General features: G+C 72.9%; 10 protein-coding genes and 7 pseudogenes. 10 read left to right on the top strand and 7 right to left on the bottom strand.

Annotated elements, in window-relative coordinates; translation table 11 throughout:
- The first annotated feature begins 30 nt into the window (after nt 1–30).
- From ruvC to QUE40_RS08225, 8 genes and pseudogenes are all read left to right on the top strand, one after another.
- Nucleotides 31–563: pseudogene (ruvC, locus tag QUE40_RS08260) on the top strand (crossover junction endodeoxyribonuclease RuvC).
- Nucleotides 560–1,159, top strand: coding sequence for a Holliday junction branch migration protein RuvA (ruvA, locus tag QUE40_RS08255; RefSeq protein WP_289232846.1), 600 nt, complete (start codon nt 560–562; stop codon nt 1,157–1,159). The pseudogene ruvC and the gene ruvA overlap by 4 nt, the downstream one beginning before the upstream one ends.
- Nucleotides 1,156–2,285, top strand: a pseudogene (gene ruvB / locus QUE40_RS08250) (Holliday junction branch migration DNA helicase RuvB). The gene ruvA and the pseudogene ruvB overlap by 4 nt, the downstream one beginning before the upstream one ends.
- Before the next feature lie 142 nt (nt 2,286–2,427).
- Nucleotides 2,428–2,880 carry a preprotein translocase subunit YajC gene (yajC, locus tag QUE40_RS08245; RefSeq protein WP_289232845.1) on the top strand — a complete coding sequence of 151 codons (453 nt, stop codon included), beginning with the start codon at nt 2,428–2,430 and terminating at the stop codon, nt 2,878–2,880.
- A gap of 2 nt (nt 2,881–2,882) precedes the next feature.
- Nucleotides 2,883–4,898: a protein translocase subunit SecD gene (gene secD / locus QUE40_RS08240; protein ID WP_289232844.1), complete on the top strand. Its 2,016-nt coding sequence runs from the start codon at nt 2,883–2,885 to the stop codon at nt 4,896–4,898.
- Nucleotides 4,898–5,770 (top strand): annotated as a pseudogene (gene secF, locus QUE40_RS08235) (protein translocase subunit SecF); the annotation flags it as partial. The gene secD and the pseudogene secF, both read left to right, overlap by 1 nt.
- Nucleotides 5,771–6,047: 277 nt before the next feature.
- Nucleotides 6,048–6,578 (top strand): adenine phosphoribosyltransferase, encoded by a 531-nt coding sequence (locus QUE40_RS08230; RefSeq protein WP_142005230.1) that lies wholly within the window; start codon nt 6,048–6,050, stop codon nt 6,576–6,578.
- A gap of 47 nt (nt 6,579–6,625) precedes the next feature.
- A pseudogene (locus tag QUE40_RS08225) lies at nt 6,626–8,907 on the top strand (RelA/SpoT family protein).
- A 49-nt stretch (nt 8,908–8,956) separates the two neighbouring features.
- Here the strand turns inward: QUE40_RS08225 and QUE40_RS08220 are convergent.
- From QUE40_RS08220 to QUE40_RS08200, 6 genes and pseudogenes are all read right to left on the bottom strand, one after another.
- Nucleotides 8,957–9,541 carry a peroxidase-related enzyme gene (locus QUE40_RS08220; protein ID WP_289232843.1) on the bottom strand — a complete coding sequence of 195 codons (585 nt, stop codon included), beginning with the start codon at nt 9,539–9,541 and terminating at the stop codon, nt 8,957–8,959.
- Nucleotides 9,538–10,234, bottom strand: a pseudogene (locus QUE40_RS19105) (zinc-binding metallopeptidase family protein). The gene QUE40_RS08220 and the pseudogene QUE40_RS19105 overlap by 4 nt, the downstream one beginning before the upstream one ends.
- Nucleotides 10,231–10,884, bottom strand: a complete 654-nt coding sequence (locus QUE40_RS19100; RefSeq protein ID WP_350227111.1) for a zinc-binding metallopeptidase family protein — start codon at nt 10,882–10,884, stop codon at nt 10,231–10,233. Before QUE40_RS19100 ends, QUE40_RS19105 begins: the two are co-directional and overlap by 4 nt.
- Nucleotides 10,881–12,107: a DUF349 domain-containing protein gene (locus QUE40_RS08210; protein ID WP_289232842.1), complete on the bottom strand. Its 1,227-nt coding sequence runs from the start codon at nt 12,105–12,107 to the stop codon at nt 10,881–10,883. The genes QUE40_RS19100 and QUE40_RS08210 overlap by 4 nt, the downstream gene beginning before the upstream one ends.
- Nucleotides 12,108–12,462: 355 nt before the next feature.
- Nucleotides 12,463–12,576, bottom strand: a complete 114-nt coding sequence (locus tag QUE40_RS08205) for a hypothetical protein (protein ID WP_289232841.1) — start codon at nt 12,574–12,576, stop codon at nt 12,463–12,465.
- Between the two features lie 113 nt (nt 12,577–12,689).
- A pseudogene (locus tag QUE40_RS08200) lies at nt 12,690–12,923 on the bottom strand (peptidylprolyl isomerase); the annotation flags it as partial.
- Between the two features lie 399 nt (nt 12,924–13,322).
- Between QUE40_RS08200 and QUE40_RS08195 the strand changes: the two are divergent.
- Both QUE40_RS08195 and hisS read left to right on the top strand, forming a co-directional pair.
- Complete coding sequence (locus QUE40_RS08195) at nt 13,323–14,018, top strand: MBL fold metallo-hydrolase (RefSeq protein ID WP_289232840.1); 696 nt, start codon at nt 13,323–13,325, stop codon at nt 14,016–14,018.
- Nucleotides 14,019–14,037: 19 nt separating this feature from the next.
- Nucleotides 14,038–15,383 (top strand): annotated as a pseudogene (gene hisS / locus QUE40_RS08190) (histidine--tRNA ligase).
- Here hisS and QUE40_RS08185 read toward each other — a convergent pair.
- Complete coding sequence (locus QUE40_RS08185; RefSeq protein ID WP_289232839.1) at nt 15,352–15,999, bottom strand: hypothetical protein; 648 nt, start codon at nt 15,997–15,999, stop codon at nt 15,352–15,354. The pseudogene hisS and the gene QUE40_RS08185 overlap by 32 nt on opposite strands.
- Nucleotides 16,000–16,013: the final 14 nt, after the last annotated feature.

The following is a 16,013-nucleotide window of genomic DNA, read 5'->3' as shown; positions in this document are numbered from 1 at the left end:
CGCGGCCGCGCGATCGAACGGAGCAGCCTGGTGCGAGTGCTCGGAGTCGACCCCGGACTGACCCGCTGCGGTCTCGGGGTCGTCGAGGGGGCATCGGACAACCGCTGCGGATGGTCGCGGTGGGGGTCGTGCGCACGCCGCCGGGCGACGACCCGGCCGAGCGGCTGCTCAGCCTGCAGACCGAGATCGACGACTGGATGCACGCGCACGAGCCCGACGCCGTGGCCGTCGAGCGGGTCTTCGCCAAGGCCAACATCAAGGGGATCATGGGCACCGCGCAGGCCTCCGCCGTCCCGATGCTCGCGGCCGCCCGCCGCGGGCTGCCGCTCGCGCTGCACACCCCGTCCGAGGTCAAGGCGGCCGTCACCGGCAACGGTCGCGCCGACAAGGCCCAGGTCACCTCGATGGTCACCCGCATCCTGCGCCTGCAGGTCGCCCCGCGCCCGGCCGACGCCGCCGACGCGCTGGCCCTCGCGATCTGTCACGTGTGGCGCGGCGGCGCCCACGACCGCATCGCCCAGGCCGTGGCGGCCCAGCAGGCGCGGGCGGGAGTGCGCCGATGATCGCCTCGTTGCGCGGCACCACGCTCACCACCGGGCTCGACCACCTGGTCGTCGAGGTCGGCGGCGTCGGCATGCTCGTCCACACCACGCCCGCCGTGGCAGCGGCGAACCGACCTGGCCAGGAGGCCACGCTCGCCACCTCGCTGGTGGTGCGTGAGGAGTCGCTCACCCTCTACGGCTTCAGCGACTCCTCCGAGCGCGACCTGTTCGAGCAGGTGCAGACCGTCTCCGGCGTGGGGCCGCGGCTGGCGCTGGCCATGCTGTCGGTCCACGACCCCGACGCGCTGCGCGCGGCGATCGGCGACGGCGACCTCGTGGCGCTCACCAAGATCCCCGGCATCGGCAAGAAGAGCGCCGAGCGGATCGTGCTCGAGCTGCGCGACAAGGTCGGCGTCGCCGCCGGCACGGGCGGCTCGTCCACCGCGCCCGCAGCCCCGGCCGACCAGCACCTGCAGCAGGTCAGCGAGGCACTGGTCGGGCTCGGGTGGAGCGCCAAGCAGGCCGACGACGCCGTCGAGCGGGTCACCGCGGCCGAACCCGCCAGCACCGACGTCTCGCAGCTGCTGCGCCTGGCCCTGCGGGAGCTCGGCCGATGAGCGTGCACGGCCCCGGCCCGCACTCCGACGACTCCCACGGTCACGACCCGTACGCCGACGACTCCTACGACGCCTCGGCCCGGATCGTCGACCCGGGCGGCGACGCCGAGGAGCGGCGCATCGAGGCGGCGCTGCGTCCGCGGCGGCTCGCCGAGTTCCCCGGTCAGCCGCGGGTCAGCGACCAGCTCGCGCTCGTGCTCGAGGCCGCGCGCCGCCGCGGGGCGCCGCCCGACCACATCCTGCTGTCCGGTCCACCCGGCCTCGGCAAGACGTCGCTGGCGATGATCGTCGCCGCCGAGCTGGAGCAGCCGATCCGGATCACCAGCGGCCCGGCGATCCAGCACGCCGGCGACCTCGCGGCGATCCTGTCCTCGCTCGCCGAGGGCGAGGTGCTCTTCCTCGACGAGATCCACCGGATGGCCCGGCCCGCCGAGGAGATGCTCTACCTCGCGATGGAGGACTTCCGCGTCGACGTGATCGTCGGCAAGGGTCCGGGCGCCACCGCGATCCCGCTGGAGCTGCCGCCGTTCACGGTGGTGGGAGCCACGACCCGCGCGGGGCTGCTGCCGGCCCCGCTGCGCGACCGGTTCGGGTTCACCGGCCACCTCGACTACTACTCCGCCGACGACCTCTCGGCCATCCTCACCCGCAGCGCCGGGCTGCTCGGGGTCGAGGCGACCCCCGAGGGCATCCGCGAGGTGGCGGGCCGCTCCCGGGGCACCCCCGCATCGCCAACCGGCTGCTGCGCCGCGTGCGCGACTACGCCCAGGTGCACGGCTCGGCCGTCGTCGACCTGCCGTCGGCCCGCGCCGCCCTCGAGCTGTTCGACGTCGACGACCGCGGCCTGGACCGCCTCGACCGGGCCGTGCTCGAGGCCCTGTGCCAACGCTTCGGCGGGGGACCGGTGGGCCTGTCCACGCTGGCGGTCGCGGTGGGCGAGGAGCCCGACACCGTCGAGACGGTGAGCGAGCCCTACCTCGTGCGCGAGGGCTACCTGATCCGCACCCCGCGCGGCCGGGCCGCGGCCCCGCTGGCCTGGCAGCACCTCGGCCTGACCCCGCCCGACTCCGCCGGAACCACCACGGCTCCGCTTCCGTTCGAGCAGGAAGGACGCTTCTCACCCTGAGGGCGGGAGGCGTCCCGGTCGCCCCGGGTTGGGGCACCGGGGTCGCTCACCTAGACTCTGCCGTTGGTTCCGGGCACCGCGGCCCCGGTCCACCTCAGCGGCCTTGCCGTGGTCGTCCACCGAAACCAGAGGAATGACTCGTATGCCGTCACTGGCCACCGCCAGCGAGCAGAACAGCAACGCCTTCGGTGGCGTCCTGCTGCTGCTCCTGCCCCTGCTGCTCTTCGGCTTCCTGATCTGGTCGCAGCGGCGCCGCGCCAAGCAGTTCCAGCAGGCGCAGGCCGAGCTGCGGGTCGGCCAGGACGTCGCGACCACCTCGGGCCTGCTCGGCACGCTCGTCGGCCTCGACGACGACACCGCCGAGATCGAGGCCGCCCCGGGCGTACGTCTGCGGTTCGACCGGCGTGCCGTGGTCCCCTCGAGCGTGGTCCAGGCGACGGCCGACCGGCCGGCGGACCGGGAGGCCGAGCAGGCGCCCGGGCAGGTCGACCAGACCCCCGGCCAGGCGCCCCAGGAGCACCCGGACCAGACCCCCGGGCAGCCGACCGACCGTCCTGCCGACCCGCGCCGCGACGTCGACGGGCGTGAAGGCTGACGATGACCTCTCCCACCCGCAACCGCCGCCAGACCCGCAAGCAGCAGCGGCCCAAGGGCACCCTCGCCCTGCTGCTCGCGCTGGTCGTGGCGCTCCTCGGCGGCATCGCCGCCTCCACCGTCTGGGGCAACCCCGAGGGTCAGTGGACCCCCAAGCTGGGTCTGGACCTCGAGGGCGGCCGCCAGATCGTGCTCGAGCCGGTCGTGGGGGAGTCGGCCGAGATCTCCGCGCCCCAGGTGCAGCAGGCCGTCAACATCATCCGCCAGCGCGTCGACGGCAGCGGTGTCGCCGAGGCCGAGGTCACCACCCTCGGTGAGCGCAACATCGTGGTGTCCATCCCGGGCGAGCCCAGCGAGGAGATGCTGAGCTCGCTGGCCCGCTCCTCGCAGCTGTCGTTCCGCGCGGTCATCCAGAGCCAGCCCAACCAGCCGCCGCAGATCACCCTGCCGCAGCCGCCCACCCCGGCTCCCGCGGCCCCGTCGCCCAGCGCCAGCCCGTCGGCCGGCGCGAACCCGTCGGCGAGCCCGACGTCCGGCGGTGCCTCGGTCGCGCCCAACACCAGCGCGCCCGCCACCAGCACCCCGCGCCCGTCGGCCCCCGCGTCGTCGCCCACCCCGAGCGCGACCGGTGCCAACGGCGCCTACCCGCAGGCGTTCCCCGCGGCCGACGAGACCAGCACGCCGAGCCCGAGCGCGCCGAGCAGCGCGCCCGCCTCGTCCGCGCCGGCCACGACCCCCGCCAGCCCGCGCGCGAGCACCCCGGCCCCCAGCACGCCCGCACCCTCTCCGTCGCCGAGCCGGCCGGCCGGCCCGTCCAGCCCGAGCGACACCCAGTGGGCGCAGCGGCCGGTCTCCCAGGCCTGGGTCTCCGCCGGTGTCGTCGAGCGCGGCGCGACCTACGCCGAGCTGCTCGCGGCGTACGACTGCTCCAACCAGGAGCACCGCCAGCTCGCGGCGGTCGCCGACCCCAAGCAGCCGGTCGTCATGTGCGACCAGGAGGGGACCACCAAGTTCCTGATGGGGCCGACCGAGGTCAACGGGTCGATGGTCAGCGACGCGACCTCCGGCCCGGAGACCAACCAGCAGGGCGTCCAGACCGGCGGCACCCAGATCAACCTGACGTTCGACGAGCAGGGCAAGACCGCCTTCGGCAACATGACCCGCCGGCTCGCCGGCTTCCAGAACGGCACCCCGCAGAACCAGTCGGCGATCATCGTCGACGGCCAGGTGCTGGAGGCGCTCGGCACCACCGAGGCGATCACCACCGGCGAGGCCCGCATCACCGGCCAGTTCACCGCCGAGAGCGGCAAGACGCTGGCCGACCAGCTGAAGTTCGGTGCGCTGCCGTTCTCCTTCGAGGAGCTCACCAACGACCAGATCAGCCCGCAGCTCGGTCGCGACCAGCTGACCAAGGGACTGATCGCCGGTGCGATCGGTCTGGCGCTGGTCGTCGTCTACTCGCTCTTCCAGTACCGCGCGCTCGGCCTGGTGACCGTCGCCTCGCTGGCGATCGCGGGTCTGCTGACCTACCTGGCCGTGACGCTGCTCGGCTACGCCGCGAACTTCCGGCTCACCATGGCCGGTGTCACGGGTCTGATCGTCGCCATCGGTGTCACCGCCGACAGCTTCATCGTCTACTTCGAACGCGTGCGCGACGAGGTCAGATCGGGCCGGCCGTTGCGCGCCGCCGTCGAGACCGGGTGGGGCCGTGCGCGGCGCACCATCATCATCTCCGACGTCGTGAACTTCATGGCCGCGACGATCCTCTACCTGCTGTCGGAGTCCAACGTGAAGGCGTTCGCCTTCACCCTGGGCCTCAGCACGGTGATCGACCTGATCGTCGTCATGCTGTTCACCCACCCGATGCTCACGCTGCTGGCCCGCACCAAGTTCTTCGGGCAGGGTCACCGGCTCTCCGGGCTCGACCCCGACCGGCTCGGGGCCCGCGGCGTGACGTACGCCGGGCGCGGCCGGGTGACCATCGCCGACCGGCGAGCAGCCCAGGAAGGGACCGTCTGATGGCCAGCTTCGCCCAGTTCGGCAACGACCTCTACACCGGCAAGCGCCAGATCGACTTCGTCGGCAAGCGCAAGGTCTGGTACATCGCGAGCGTCGTCCTGCTGGTCGTCGCCGCCGTCGGCGTCTTCGGCAAGGGGCTCAACTTCTCGCTGGAGTTCCGCGGCGGCTCCGAGGTGCGCGTGCCCGGCGTGACGTCGATGGCGAACTACGACACCCGCGCCAAGGACGTCGTGCGCGAGGTCACCGGCAGCGACAGCAGCGTGATCGTCACCCAGATCGGCGACAACGAGGTCCGGGTGCAGACCGAGCGGCTCGGCGACGGCTCGCCCGCCGCGACCGCCAGCACCCGCGCCGCGCTGGCCGAGGAGTTCGGCGTCTCCGAGCGCAACGTCACCTCGACGTTCATCGGCCCCTCGTGGGGCGAGACCGTCACCCGCCAGGCGATCAAGGCGCTCATCTGGTTCCTCGCGCTGCTGAGCGTGGTGCTGGCGCTGTACTTCCGCACCTGGAAGATGGCGCTGGCCGCGCTCGTCGCGCTGCTGCACGACGTCTTCCTCACCGTCGGCATCTACGCCCTCACCGGCTTCGAGGTCAGCCCGGCCACGATGATCGGCTTCCTGACGATCCTCGGCTACTCGATCTACGACACGGTCGTCGTGTTCGACAAGGTCCGCGAGAACGTCCACGAGGCGCAGGCCACCGGGCAGCGCAACTTCGACCAAGCGGCCAACTACGCCATCAACCAGACGCTGGTGCGCTCGATCAACACCTCGGTCGTGGCGCTGCTGCCGATCGCGGTCGTCGTGGCCTTCGGGTTCACCCTCATCGGACCGGGCACCCTGCTCGACCTCGCGATCGTGCTGTTCATCGGCATCGCGGTCGGCACGTTCTCCTCGATCTTCATCGCGACCCCGCTGCTGACCGACCTGCGCCGGGGCGAGCCGGCGATGCGCGAGCTCGCGAAGCGGGCGCGGACGTACCAGCTGTCGCAGCGCGCGGCCATGGCCGAGGCCGACACGCCGCGGGCCACGCCGGGGAGAGCGCCTCCGGCGTCGTCGAGCCCGAGCGCGCTGCCGCCGCGGCGGCGGCCCGGGCCACCCGCACCAAGAAGCGCGACGTGCACCCGATGGCCCGCGTCGACCGCGACCGATGAGCACCGCCTCGGCCGCCCAGACGGTGCTGGCGCACACCACCGACGTCGCCGACTTCCCGAAGCCGGGGATCCAGTTCAAGGACCTCAGCCCGCTGTACGCCGACCACGAGGCGTTCCGCGCCGTGATCGCCGACGTCGTGCAGCGCCGGCGCGGCAGCGTCGACCTGGTCTGCGGCATCGAGGCGCGCGGCTTCGTCGTCGGCGCCCCGGTCGCGCTCGGGCTCGACGCCGGGTTCGTGCCGGTGCGCAAGGCCGGCAAGCTGCCCGGCCCGACGCTGGCCGAGACCTACGAGCTGGAGTACGGCACCGCCACGATCGAGGTGCACCCCGAGCCGTTCACCGACGGCCCGCGGGTGCTGCTGATCGACGACGTGCTCGCCACCGGCGGCACCGCCCGGGCCGCGGCCGCGCTGCTGCGCCGGGCCGGGGCGCAGGTCGTCGGGTTCGAGGCGCTCCTGGAGCTGACCGCCCTCGACGGGCGGGCCAGGCTCGACGGGCTCCCCACCCACGCCGTCGCCGGCGTGTGAGCGCACGCGCGTCCGAGAGCCTGACCGGCCAGCACTAGACTCCGTGCATGGCTGAGGAGGCACGGCAGACCGGGCACGCGGCGTCCCGCGTGCGCGCGCGTCTGGTGCGCTTCGGCGGGCCCAAGCCGACCGGCCACCGGGTCCTGGAGCCGCTGCTGCGCACGGTGCGCACCACCCACCCGCGCGCCGACCTCGGAGTGATCGAGCGGGCGTACGACGTCGCCGAGCGGGCGCACGCCGGCCAGATGCGCAAGAGCGGCGACCCCTACATCACCCACCCGCTGGCCGTCGCCACGATCCTCGCCGAGCTGGGCATGACCCCGCCCACCCTCGCGGCCGCGCTGCTGCACGACACGGTCGAGGACACCGAGTACTCCCTGGAGCAGCTGCGCGCCGAGTTCGGCGACGAGATCGCGATGCTCGTCGACGGCGTCACCAAGCTCGACAAGGTCAAGTACGGCGAGGCCGCCCAGTCCGAGACCGTGCGCAAGATGGTCATCGCGATGGCCAAGGACATCCGGGTGCTGGTCATCAAGCTCGCCGACCGGCTGCACAACGCCCGCACCTGGCGCTACGTGTCGGCGGCGTCGGCCCAGCGCAAGGCCACCGAGACCCTGGAGATCTACGCCCCGCTGGCGCACCGGCTCGGCATGAACACCATCAAGTGGGAGCTGGAGGACCTGTCGTTCGCGACGCTCTACCCCAAGGTCTACGACGAGATCGTGCGCCTGGTGGCCGACCGCGCCCCGGCCCGCGAGGAATACCTGCGCGGCGTGCGCGAGCAGGTCACCGCCGACCTGCGGGCCGCCAAGATCAAGGGCACCGTCACCGGCCGGCCCAAGCACTACTACAGCGTCTACCAGAAGATGATCGTGCGCGGCCGCGACTTCGAGGACATCTACGACCTCGTCGCGATGCGCGTCCTGGTGGAGTCGGTGCGCGACTGCTACGCCGTGCTCGGCACGATCCATGCGCGATGGAGCCCGATCCCCGGGCGGTTCAAGGACTACATCGCGATGCCGAAGTTCAACATGTACCAGTCCTTGCACACCACGGTCATCGGGCCCGAGGGCAAGCCGGTCGAGATCCAGATCCGCACCCACCAGATGCACCGCCGCGCCGAGTACGGCGTCGCCGCGCACTGGAAGTACAAGGACGACGCCAAGGCGCTCGAGCCCGCCGGCGGCGGCAAGAACGACACCGGCCCGATCAACGACATGGCCTGGCTGCGCCAGCTGCTGGAGTGGCAGCGCGAGACGGCCGACCCGGGGAGTTCCTGGAGTCGCTGCGGTTCGACGTCGGCAGCCGCGAGGTCTACGTCTTCACGCCCAAGGGCGAGGTCATGCCGCTGCCCGCGGGCTCGACGCCGGTGGACTTCGCCTACGCCGTGCACACCGAGGTGGGCCACCACTGCATCGGCGCCCGGGTCAACGGCCGGCTCGTGCCGCTGGAGAGCCAGCTCGACAACGGTGACGTCGTCGAGGTGCTCACCTCCAAGGCCGACGGCGCCGGGCCGAGCCGCGACTGGCTGACGTTCGTCAAGAGCCCGCGGGCGCGCAGCAAGATCAAGCAGTGGTTCTCCAAGGAGCGCCGCGAGGAGGCCATCGAGTCCGGCAAGGACCACCTGGCCAAGACGATCCGCAAGCAGGGCCTCGGCATCCAGCGGCTCATGTCGCACGACATGCTCACCCACGTCGCGACCCAGCTGCGCTACACCGACATCGACGCGCTGTACGCCGCCGTGGGCGACAACCACGTCTCGCCCGAGCACGTGGTCAAGCAGCTGGTCGCCAACCTCGGCGGCGAGGACGGCGCCACCGAGGACCTCGCCGAGGCCGCCATCGCCACGCCCGGCGCCATGCGCCGCAGCCGCGCCGGCGACCCCGGCGTCACCGTCGTCGGCACCGACGACGTGTGGATCAAGCTCGCCCGCTGCTGCACCCCGGTGCCGGGCGACGACATCATCGGCTTCGTCACCACCGGCAAGGGCGTCTCGGTGCACCGGCGCGACTGCACCAACGCCGCGCAGCTGCTGTCCCAGCCCGAGCGGCTCATCGAGGTCGCGTGGGCGCCGTCGGCCGACAGCGTGTTCCTGGTGCAGCTGCAGGTCGAGGCGCTGGACCGCAACGGCCTGCTCACCGACGTCACCAAGGTGCTGTCCGAGCAGCACGTCAACATCCTGTCGGCCAGCGTGAGCACCAGCCGCGACCGCGTGGCGATCTCGAAGTTCACCTTCGAGATGGGCGACCCGAGCCACCTCGACCACGTGATGAAGGCCGTACGCCGGGTGGACGGGGTGTTCGACGTCCACCGCATCACGGGCGTCTGATCTCGTTGCGGCGCACCGGTTCTCGGCGGACGCCGCGGCGGGGCTAGCGTCAGCCCTTGGGCACTCGGCCCATCAGGTGGAACTCCGGGTTGGGCATGATCCCGAAGGCGTGGGCGAGGCGGTTGGACATCGAGAAGAACGCCGTGATCGCGCTCATGTCCCAGACGGCGTCGTCGCTCCAGCCGGCGGCGCGCAGCGCGTCGTGGTCGGCGTCGTCGACGTCCTCGGGCCGGACCGACAGCAGCACGCAGTAGTCCAGCATCGCCCGCTGCCTGTCGGTGAGGTCGGCCTGACGGTAGCTCGTCGCGAGGTAGTCGGCGACCAGCGGGTCCTTGGCCCGGATCCGCAGGATCGCGCCGTGCGCCACGACGCAGTAGAGGCAGTCGCGCTCGGCGCTGGTGGCGACCACGATCATCTCGCGCTCGGCCTTGGTGAGCGGCTCGTCGGCGTTCATGAGCTCGTCGTGGTAGTCCATGAACAGCCGCAGCTGCGCCGGTCGGTGCGCCAGCGCCAGGAACACGTTGGGCACGAAACCGGACTTCTCCTGCACGGCGAGGATCCGCTCGCGCAGGTCCTCCGGCAGGTCGGCGACCTCCGGCACGGGGAAGCGGCTGATCCGCGCCGGCCCGCTCACGCCGGCACCCTGCGCAGCGGCACGGCCGGCGACAGGAACGCGGCCAGGCAGGCGGCGTACATCGCCTGGTCGGGCGCGCCCGCGAGCTCGCGCGTCGAGTGCATGGACAGCGTGGGAGCGCCGAAGTCGACGGTCGTGGCACCCGTCGACGCCGCGGTCATCGGGCCGACGGTGCTGCCGCAGGGCAGGTCGGAGCGGGTGACGAACTCCTGCACGGGCACGCCCGCCTGGTCGCCGGCGGCGCGGAACGCGGCGGCGCCGAGGAGTCGGTGGCGTAGCGCAGGTTGGTGTTGATCTTCAGCACCGGCCCGCCGTTCATGGCGATGGTGTGCTGCGGCTCGTGCCGCTCGGCGTAGTTGGGATGGGTCGCGTGGGCCATGTCGCCGCTGGCGATCACCGTCGCCGCGAGCGCCCGGTGCAGCTCGTCGCGTCCGCCGCCCAGCTGACCGACGATGCGCTCGACGACCGTCGGGAACAGCTGCGAGAACGCCCCCGCTCGCTCATGCTGCCGACCTCCTCGTGGTCGAACAGCACCAGCACCTGGGTGGTGGGCTCGACCGGCGCCTGCTCGACGGCCGCGACCAGCGCGCGGGTGCCGGCGTGGCTCGTGGCGAGGTTGTCCAGCCGCGCGGCGGCGACCAGCTCGCGCTCCCGGCCGATGCGTCGCGCCGGGGTCAGGTCGTGGGTCATCAGATCCCAGCCCAGGACGTCGTCGCGCGAGACGTCCAGCTGCTCGGCGACGTACGTCTGGAAGTCGCCGGGCGCGTCGCCGAGCCCCAGTGGGGCGCGAGGTGCTGCTGCCTGTTGAGCCGCAGCCCCTCGTCGTTGATGGCGCGGTCGAGGTGGATCGCCAGCTGCGAGACGCGCAGGATCGGCTCGTCGACGCGCAGCAGGCGCGGCTCGAGCACGTCACCCGAGCGCACCGTCACCCGGCCGGACAGGCCCAGGTCGCGGTCGAGCCAGGAGTTGACCAGCGCCCCGCCGTAGACCTCGACGCCGAGCAGCTGCCACCCGGCCCGCGCCAGGTCGGGCCGCGGCTTGATGCGCAGGTTGGGGGAGTCGGTGTGCGCGCCGACCACCCGCATCGGGCTGTCCGGGCCGCTCGCGTGCTCGGTCGACCAGGCGACGAGGGAACCGCCGCGCACGGTGCAGAAGCGGCCCTTCTCCTGCGGCCACGGCTCGGTCTCCTCGAGGCGGACGAAGCCGGCCTCCTCGAGCATCGCCGCGGTCGTCTCGACCGCGTGGAACGGGGAGGGGCTCGCGTCGACGTACGCGCACAGCCCGTCGGCCGCCTCGTCGACCGTGAAGGCCAGCGCGCCCGAGCCGCTGGTGGCGGCGCTCACCGGAACTCGCTGAGGCCGCCGCGGGCCTGCTGCAACCAGGCCTCGCGCGCCTGCAGGGCCTCGCGGGCCTCACGGATCTTGCGCTCGTCGCCACCGGACTCGGCCTTGGCCAGGTCGTCCTTGAGCCCGGCGACGGCCGACTCCAGCTGGTCGACCATCGAGCGGGCGCGGGCCTCCAGCTCGGGGTCGGTCTTCTTCCAGCGGGTCTGCTCGGCGTCGCGCACGGTCTGCTCGACCTTGCGCATGGCCCGCTCGATGCGGTCCATGTCCTTGCGCGGCACCTTGCCGGCGGCGTCCCACCTGTCCTGGATGGTGCGCAGCTTGGACTTGGTGGCCGCGAGGTCCTTGACCGGCAGCAGCGCCTGGGCCTCGGTGAGCAGACCCTCCTTGACCTTGAGGTTGGCCTCGAACTCGACGTTCTCGGCGGCCACCACCTCGTCCTTGGCGTGGAAGAAGGTGTCCTGGGCGGTCTTGAACTTCTGCCACAGCGCGTCGTCGTCGGCGCGCGAGGCGCGACCGGCCTGGCGCCACTCGCCCATGAGTCGCTTGAACGCCGACGCGGTCGGTCCCCAGTCCTTGCTCGTCGCGAGCTTCTCGGCCTCGGCCACCAGCCGTTGCTTCTCGGCCTTGGCGGAGGCGTGCTGCTCGTCGAGCTGGGCGAAGTGCGCCCGGCGCGTCTTGTCGAACCCGTTGCGCGCCGCGGAGAAGCGCTGCCACAGGGCGTTCTCGGTGGTCTTGTCCAGCCGGGCCTCGCCCCGCTGCAGCGCCTTCCACTCGTCGAGCAGCTCACGCATGCGGCCGGTGCTCTGCTTCCACTGCACCTTCTCGACCGGCTGGGCGGCGATCTTCTCGGCCTCGGCCACGACGGTCTCGCGCTTGGCCAGCGCGGCCTGGCGTGCGGCGGCCCGCTGCTCGCCCTCGACCTGGCTCTTGGCGCGCAGGGCGGTGGAGATCTGCTCCACCGTGGCGTCCAGCCGGGCCAGGTCGCCGACGACGTGGGCGTCGCCCACCTGCGCGCGCAGCGCCTTCAGCGACTCCTGGCCGTCGTGCGTGCTCAGGTCGGTCTGGGTCACCCGCTGCAGCAGCAGCGAGGCACTGGCGAACAGCTCGTCGTACTTGCGGGCGAAGTACGCCAGCGCCTCCTCGGGGGTCGAGCCCGGGTAGGAGCCGACCTCGCGCTCGCCGTCGGGGGTGCGCACGAAGACGGTGCCGTCGTCGGCCACCCGCCCGAAGGAGGATGCGTCGCTGCTGCTCGGGGCAGGTGCCGCCGGGCCCGGCGTCGCCTCGGCCGCCGCAGAGGCGGCAGCGGAGGCCGCGGGGCCGGCCGGCGGGCGCGGTGCCGGGTGGATGGAGGCCGGGCTCGGCACCGGGCCGGGCTTCGGAGCCGCGCCCGCCTCGGGTGCCTCCGGCGCCGTGGCCGGCTCGCTGGGCTGGGCTGCCTCCGGCGCCGTGGCCGGCTCGCTGGGCTGGGCTGCCTCCGGCGGCGTGGCCGGCTCGCTCGGCTGGGGGCGTCCGCGGGCGTCGGCGACTCGGGGGTCGTGGGCTGCTCGTCGGGCGTGGTGGGGTCTGACATCGTGCTCAGGCCTTCTTCTCAGTGACGGTCACCGTCAGGATGCTCACCGGCTGCTTGGGGGCGCCGTCCGGCTCACCGGAGGAGGTGCCCTGCTGCGCGATGCTGCGCAGCACCGGCATCCCCTCGACGACCTTGCCGAAGATCGTGTAGCCGCCGTACTCAGGGGGATGGTGCTGTCGGCGTAGGTCAGGAAGAACTGTCCGCCGTTGCTGTTGGGGTCGTTGCTGCGGGCCATCGCGACCGTGCCGGCGGGGTAGGACCCGTCGGACGGGGCGTTCTCGATGCCGAAGCCGTAACCCGGGTTGCCGGTGCCCGTGCCGGTCGGGTCGCCGCACTGCAGCACCGACAGCGAGCCGCCGCCCGCGGTCAGCCGGTGGCAGGGGCTGTCCTTCCAGTAGCCCGCGCGGGCCAGGTGCATGAACGAGGCGACCGTCTGCGGCGCCTTGGCCCCGTCGAGCTCGAGCACCAGGTCGCCGCAGCTGGTGCGGATCGTCGCGGTGAACGTCTTGCCGCGGGCCGCGTCGGCCGAGGGGACCTGGTCGAAGCTGCGCGCCGACGACGGCGTGGCCGGCGGATCCTGGCACGACACCGCGCTGCCCGGCGCCGTGGCCGCCGGCGAAGTGGGGGAGGAGGCCGAGTCGGTGCTCTGCGGCGCGTCGCCGGTGGCGCACCCGGTCACGGCGAGCAGCACGAGGGCAGCGAGGGACGCCGCGCGGTGCGGACGCTTTCGGGGCAGCACGCAGCAGCTCCTGACGGTGAGACGACCGGGGTGCTGGTCAGTCTAAGGACCGGCACGCCGGTGTCACCCGGGTTGTGGTCACGAGGTGATGACAGTCGGTGACCCGCCGCCCCGTAGGCTGCCCGTGTGCTGACCGCCGCCTTCCCCGCCGCCGCGTTCGGGACGAACTGCTACGTGCTGGCCACCGGCCGCGGTGAGGAGTGCCTGGTCGTCGACCCCGGCATCGGCATCGAGGAGCAGCTGCGCGAGGTGCTCACCGAGCTGCGGCTCAAGCCCGCCGCCGTGCTGCTGACGCACGGTCACATCGACCACGTCTACTCGGTGACGCCCGTGTGCGGGGGCCAGCTGGGGGCGTACATCCACGCCGACGACCGATACCGGCTGCGCGACCCGCTCGCGTCGCTGGACCCGGCGCTGCTCGGCATGTTCGAGCAGCAGTTCGGCCGCGCCGCGACCTGGAACGAGCCGAGCGACGTGCGCGAGATCAGCGACGGCACCACGCTCGACCTGGCCGGGCTCACGCTGTCGGTGCAGCACGCCCCCGGCCACACCGAGGGCTCGGTGCTGTTCGGGCTCGACCAGGTGCCCGAGGGCGTCGAGGACCAGGCCGAGGTGACCTCGACCGTGCTGAGCGGCGACGTGCTGTTCGCCGGGTCCATCGGCCGCACCGACCTGCCCGGCGGCGACCATGCCGCGATGCAGCGGTCGTTGCGCGACGTCGTGCTGCCGCTGCCCGACCCCACGCTGGTGCTGCCCGGCCACGGCCCGGCCACCACGATGCGCCAGGAGCGCACCACCAACCCCTACCTGCAAGATCTCTGACGAAGGAACACCAGACACGATGGCCAGCAAGGTCACCCCGCTGAGCGGCTTCCAGGAGTGGCTGCCCGCGCAGCGGATCGTCGAGCAGCGCTTCACCGACACCCTGCGCGAGGTGTTCGAGCTGCACGGCTTCGCCTCGATCCGCACCCGGGCGGTCGAGCCCGTCGACCGGCTCGGCGGGCAGGGTGAGGACGCCGACAAGGAGATCTACGGCGTACGCCGGCTGGCCGCCACCGACGAGGACGGCGAGCCCGGCATGGGGCTGCACTTCGACCTCACCGTCCCGTTCGCGCGCTACGTGCTCGAGAACGCCGGGCACCTGACCTTCCCGTTCCGGCGCTACCAGATCCAGCCCGCGTGGCGGGGCGAGCGACCCCAGCGGCTGCGCTACCGCGAGTTCGTGCAGGCCGACATCGACATCGTGGACAGCGGCGACCTGCCGTTCCACTACGAGGTCGAGATCCCGCTCGTCGTCGCCGACGCCTTCTCCCGGCTCCCGGTCGGGGAGTTCCGCATCCACGTGAACAACCGCAAGATCCCCGAGGGGTTCTACCGCGGGCTCGGGATCGACGACGTCACCACCGTGCTGCGCATCGTCGACAAGCTCGACAAGCTGCCCCCGGAGGCCGTGCGCGAGCGGCTGCTCGCCGACGCCGGGCTCACCGCCGAGCAGGCCGACCAGTGCCTCGCCCTCGCGACCGTCCGCACCGACGACACCGGTTTCGTCGACCAGGTGCGGGCGCTCGGCGTCAGCCACCCCACGCTCGACGAGGGGCTCGACCAGCTGGCGCAGGTGATGGCCGCCGCGGCCGAGCACGCGCCCGGCCTGCTGCTCGCCGACCTGATGATCGCCCGCGGCCTGGACTACTACACCGGCACGGTCTACGAGATCCGCCTCGTCGACGCCCCCGAGGGCACCCCCTCGATCGGCGGCGGCGGGCGGTACGACGCCCTCGCCTCGGACGGCAAGCGCACCTTCCCCGGGGTCGGCATCTCGATCGGCATCTCCCGCCTGCTCGGACTCCTCGTGGGGGAGCAGGGCTGGTCGCCGACCGCGAGACCCCGGTCGCGGTGCTCGTCGCGGTGAACGACGAGGACTCGCGCGCCGAGTCGATGCGCATCGCCGCCGCCCTGCGGCGTCGCGGCGTCCCGACCCTGGTCTCGCCGAAGGCTGCCAAGTTCGGCAAGCAGATCCAGTTCGCCGACCGCCGCGGCATCCCTTACGTGTGGTTCCCCGGCGCGGGCGAGGCCGGCGGCGACGCGGTCAAGGACATCCGGTCCGGCGAGCAGGTCGACGCCGACCGCGACGCCTGGTCCCCGCCCGCCGAGGACCTCACCGCGGCTCTGGTGACGCCGGAGGCGTGAACCCGCCCGTCGGCGGATCCGCCGGCGGCTGCGGCTCGACCGGTGGCCGGTCCACCGGTGGCTGATCCACCGGAGGCTGGTCGACCGGCCCCGCCGTGCGCGGGTTGAGCCCCAGGGAGGCCAGGTCCAGACCCGCGACGGCCTTGATGGGCGCGACGTCCGGCCCGTCGTACGCCTCGATCGCCCGGGCGAGCCGCACCCGCTGGGCGTAGCGCCAGCGGGCCAGCGCCCAGAACGACACGACGAGCAGGATCGGCAGCGCGGCGGTCAGCAGCCCCAGCAGCTGGCCGAGCTGGTCGGTGCCGGTCTGGATGTCGCGGCCGGCCTGCTGCACGGTGGAGCCCGCCGTGGCCGCTCGGTCGAACGGCGGGCGCAGCTCCTCGCCGACCACCGGCACCCGCTGCAGCCGCGAGCCGGCGTCGGTCATGCTGCCGGCGAAGTCGCCGCCGGCGGTCTCCAGCTTGGCGGCACCCTGACCGGCCGCGGCCGACCGGGCGTGCACCGTCGTGCCGACCCAGACCCACAGCGCGACCCAGACCGGGATAAGCAGGTCGCCGACGACCTGGCGGGTTCGCCGCGCGGGCTGGTCGGCGTAGAACGTGAGACCTCCGAGCATGGGCAAAGGCTGTC

Source organism: Barrientosiimonas endolithica (genome assembly GCF_030296655.1).
Taxonomy (GTDB): domain Bacteria; phylum Actinomycetota; class Actinomycetes; order Actinomycetales; family Dermatophilaceae; genus Barrientosiimonas; species Barrientosiimonas humi.
Note: the sequence above shows the minus strand (reverse complement) of the source record. Positions and strands in the feature narration are given on the sequence as shown.

Bases quoted from the DNA above. Each gene is read 5' to 3' on its own strand.
- QUE40_RS08230 (WP_142005230.1), top strand. From the start codon at position 6,048: ATGAGCACCGCCTCGGCCGCCCAGACGGTGCTGGCGCACACCACCGAC.
- ruvA (WP_289232846.1), top strand. From the start codon at position 560: ATGATCGCCTCGTTGCGCGGCACCACGCTCACCACCGGGCTCGACCAC.
- secD (WP_289232844.1), top strand. From the start codon at position 2,883: ATGACCTCTCCCACCCGCAACCGCCGCCAGACCCGCAAGCAGCAGCGG.
- yajC (WP_289232845.1), top strand. From the start codon at position 2,428: ATGCCGTCACTGGCCACCGCCAGCGAGCAGAACAGCAACGCCTTCGGT.
- QUE40_RS08185 (WP_289232839.1), bottom strand. From the start codon at position 15,999: ATGCTCGGAGGTCTCACGTTCTACGCCGACCAGCCCGCGCGGCGAACC.
- QUE40_RS08205 (WP_289232841.1), bottom strand. From the start codon at position 12,576: ATGCCGGTGCTGCGCAGCATCGCGCAGCAGGGCACCTCCTCCGGTGAG.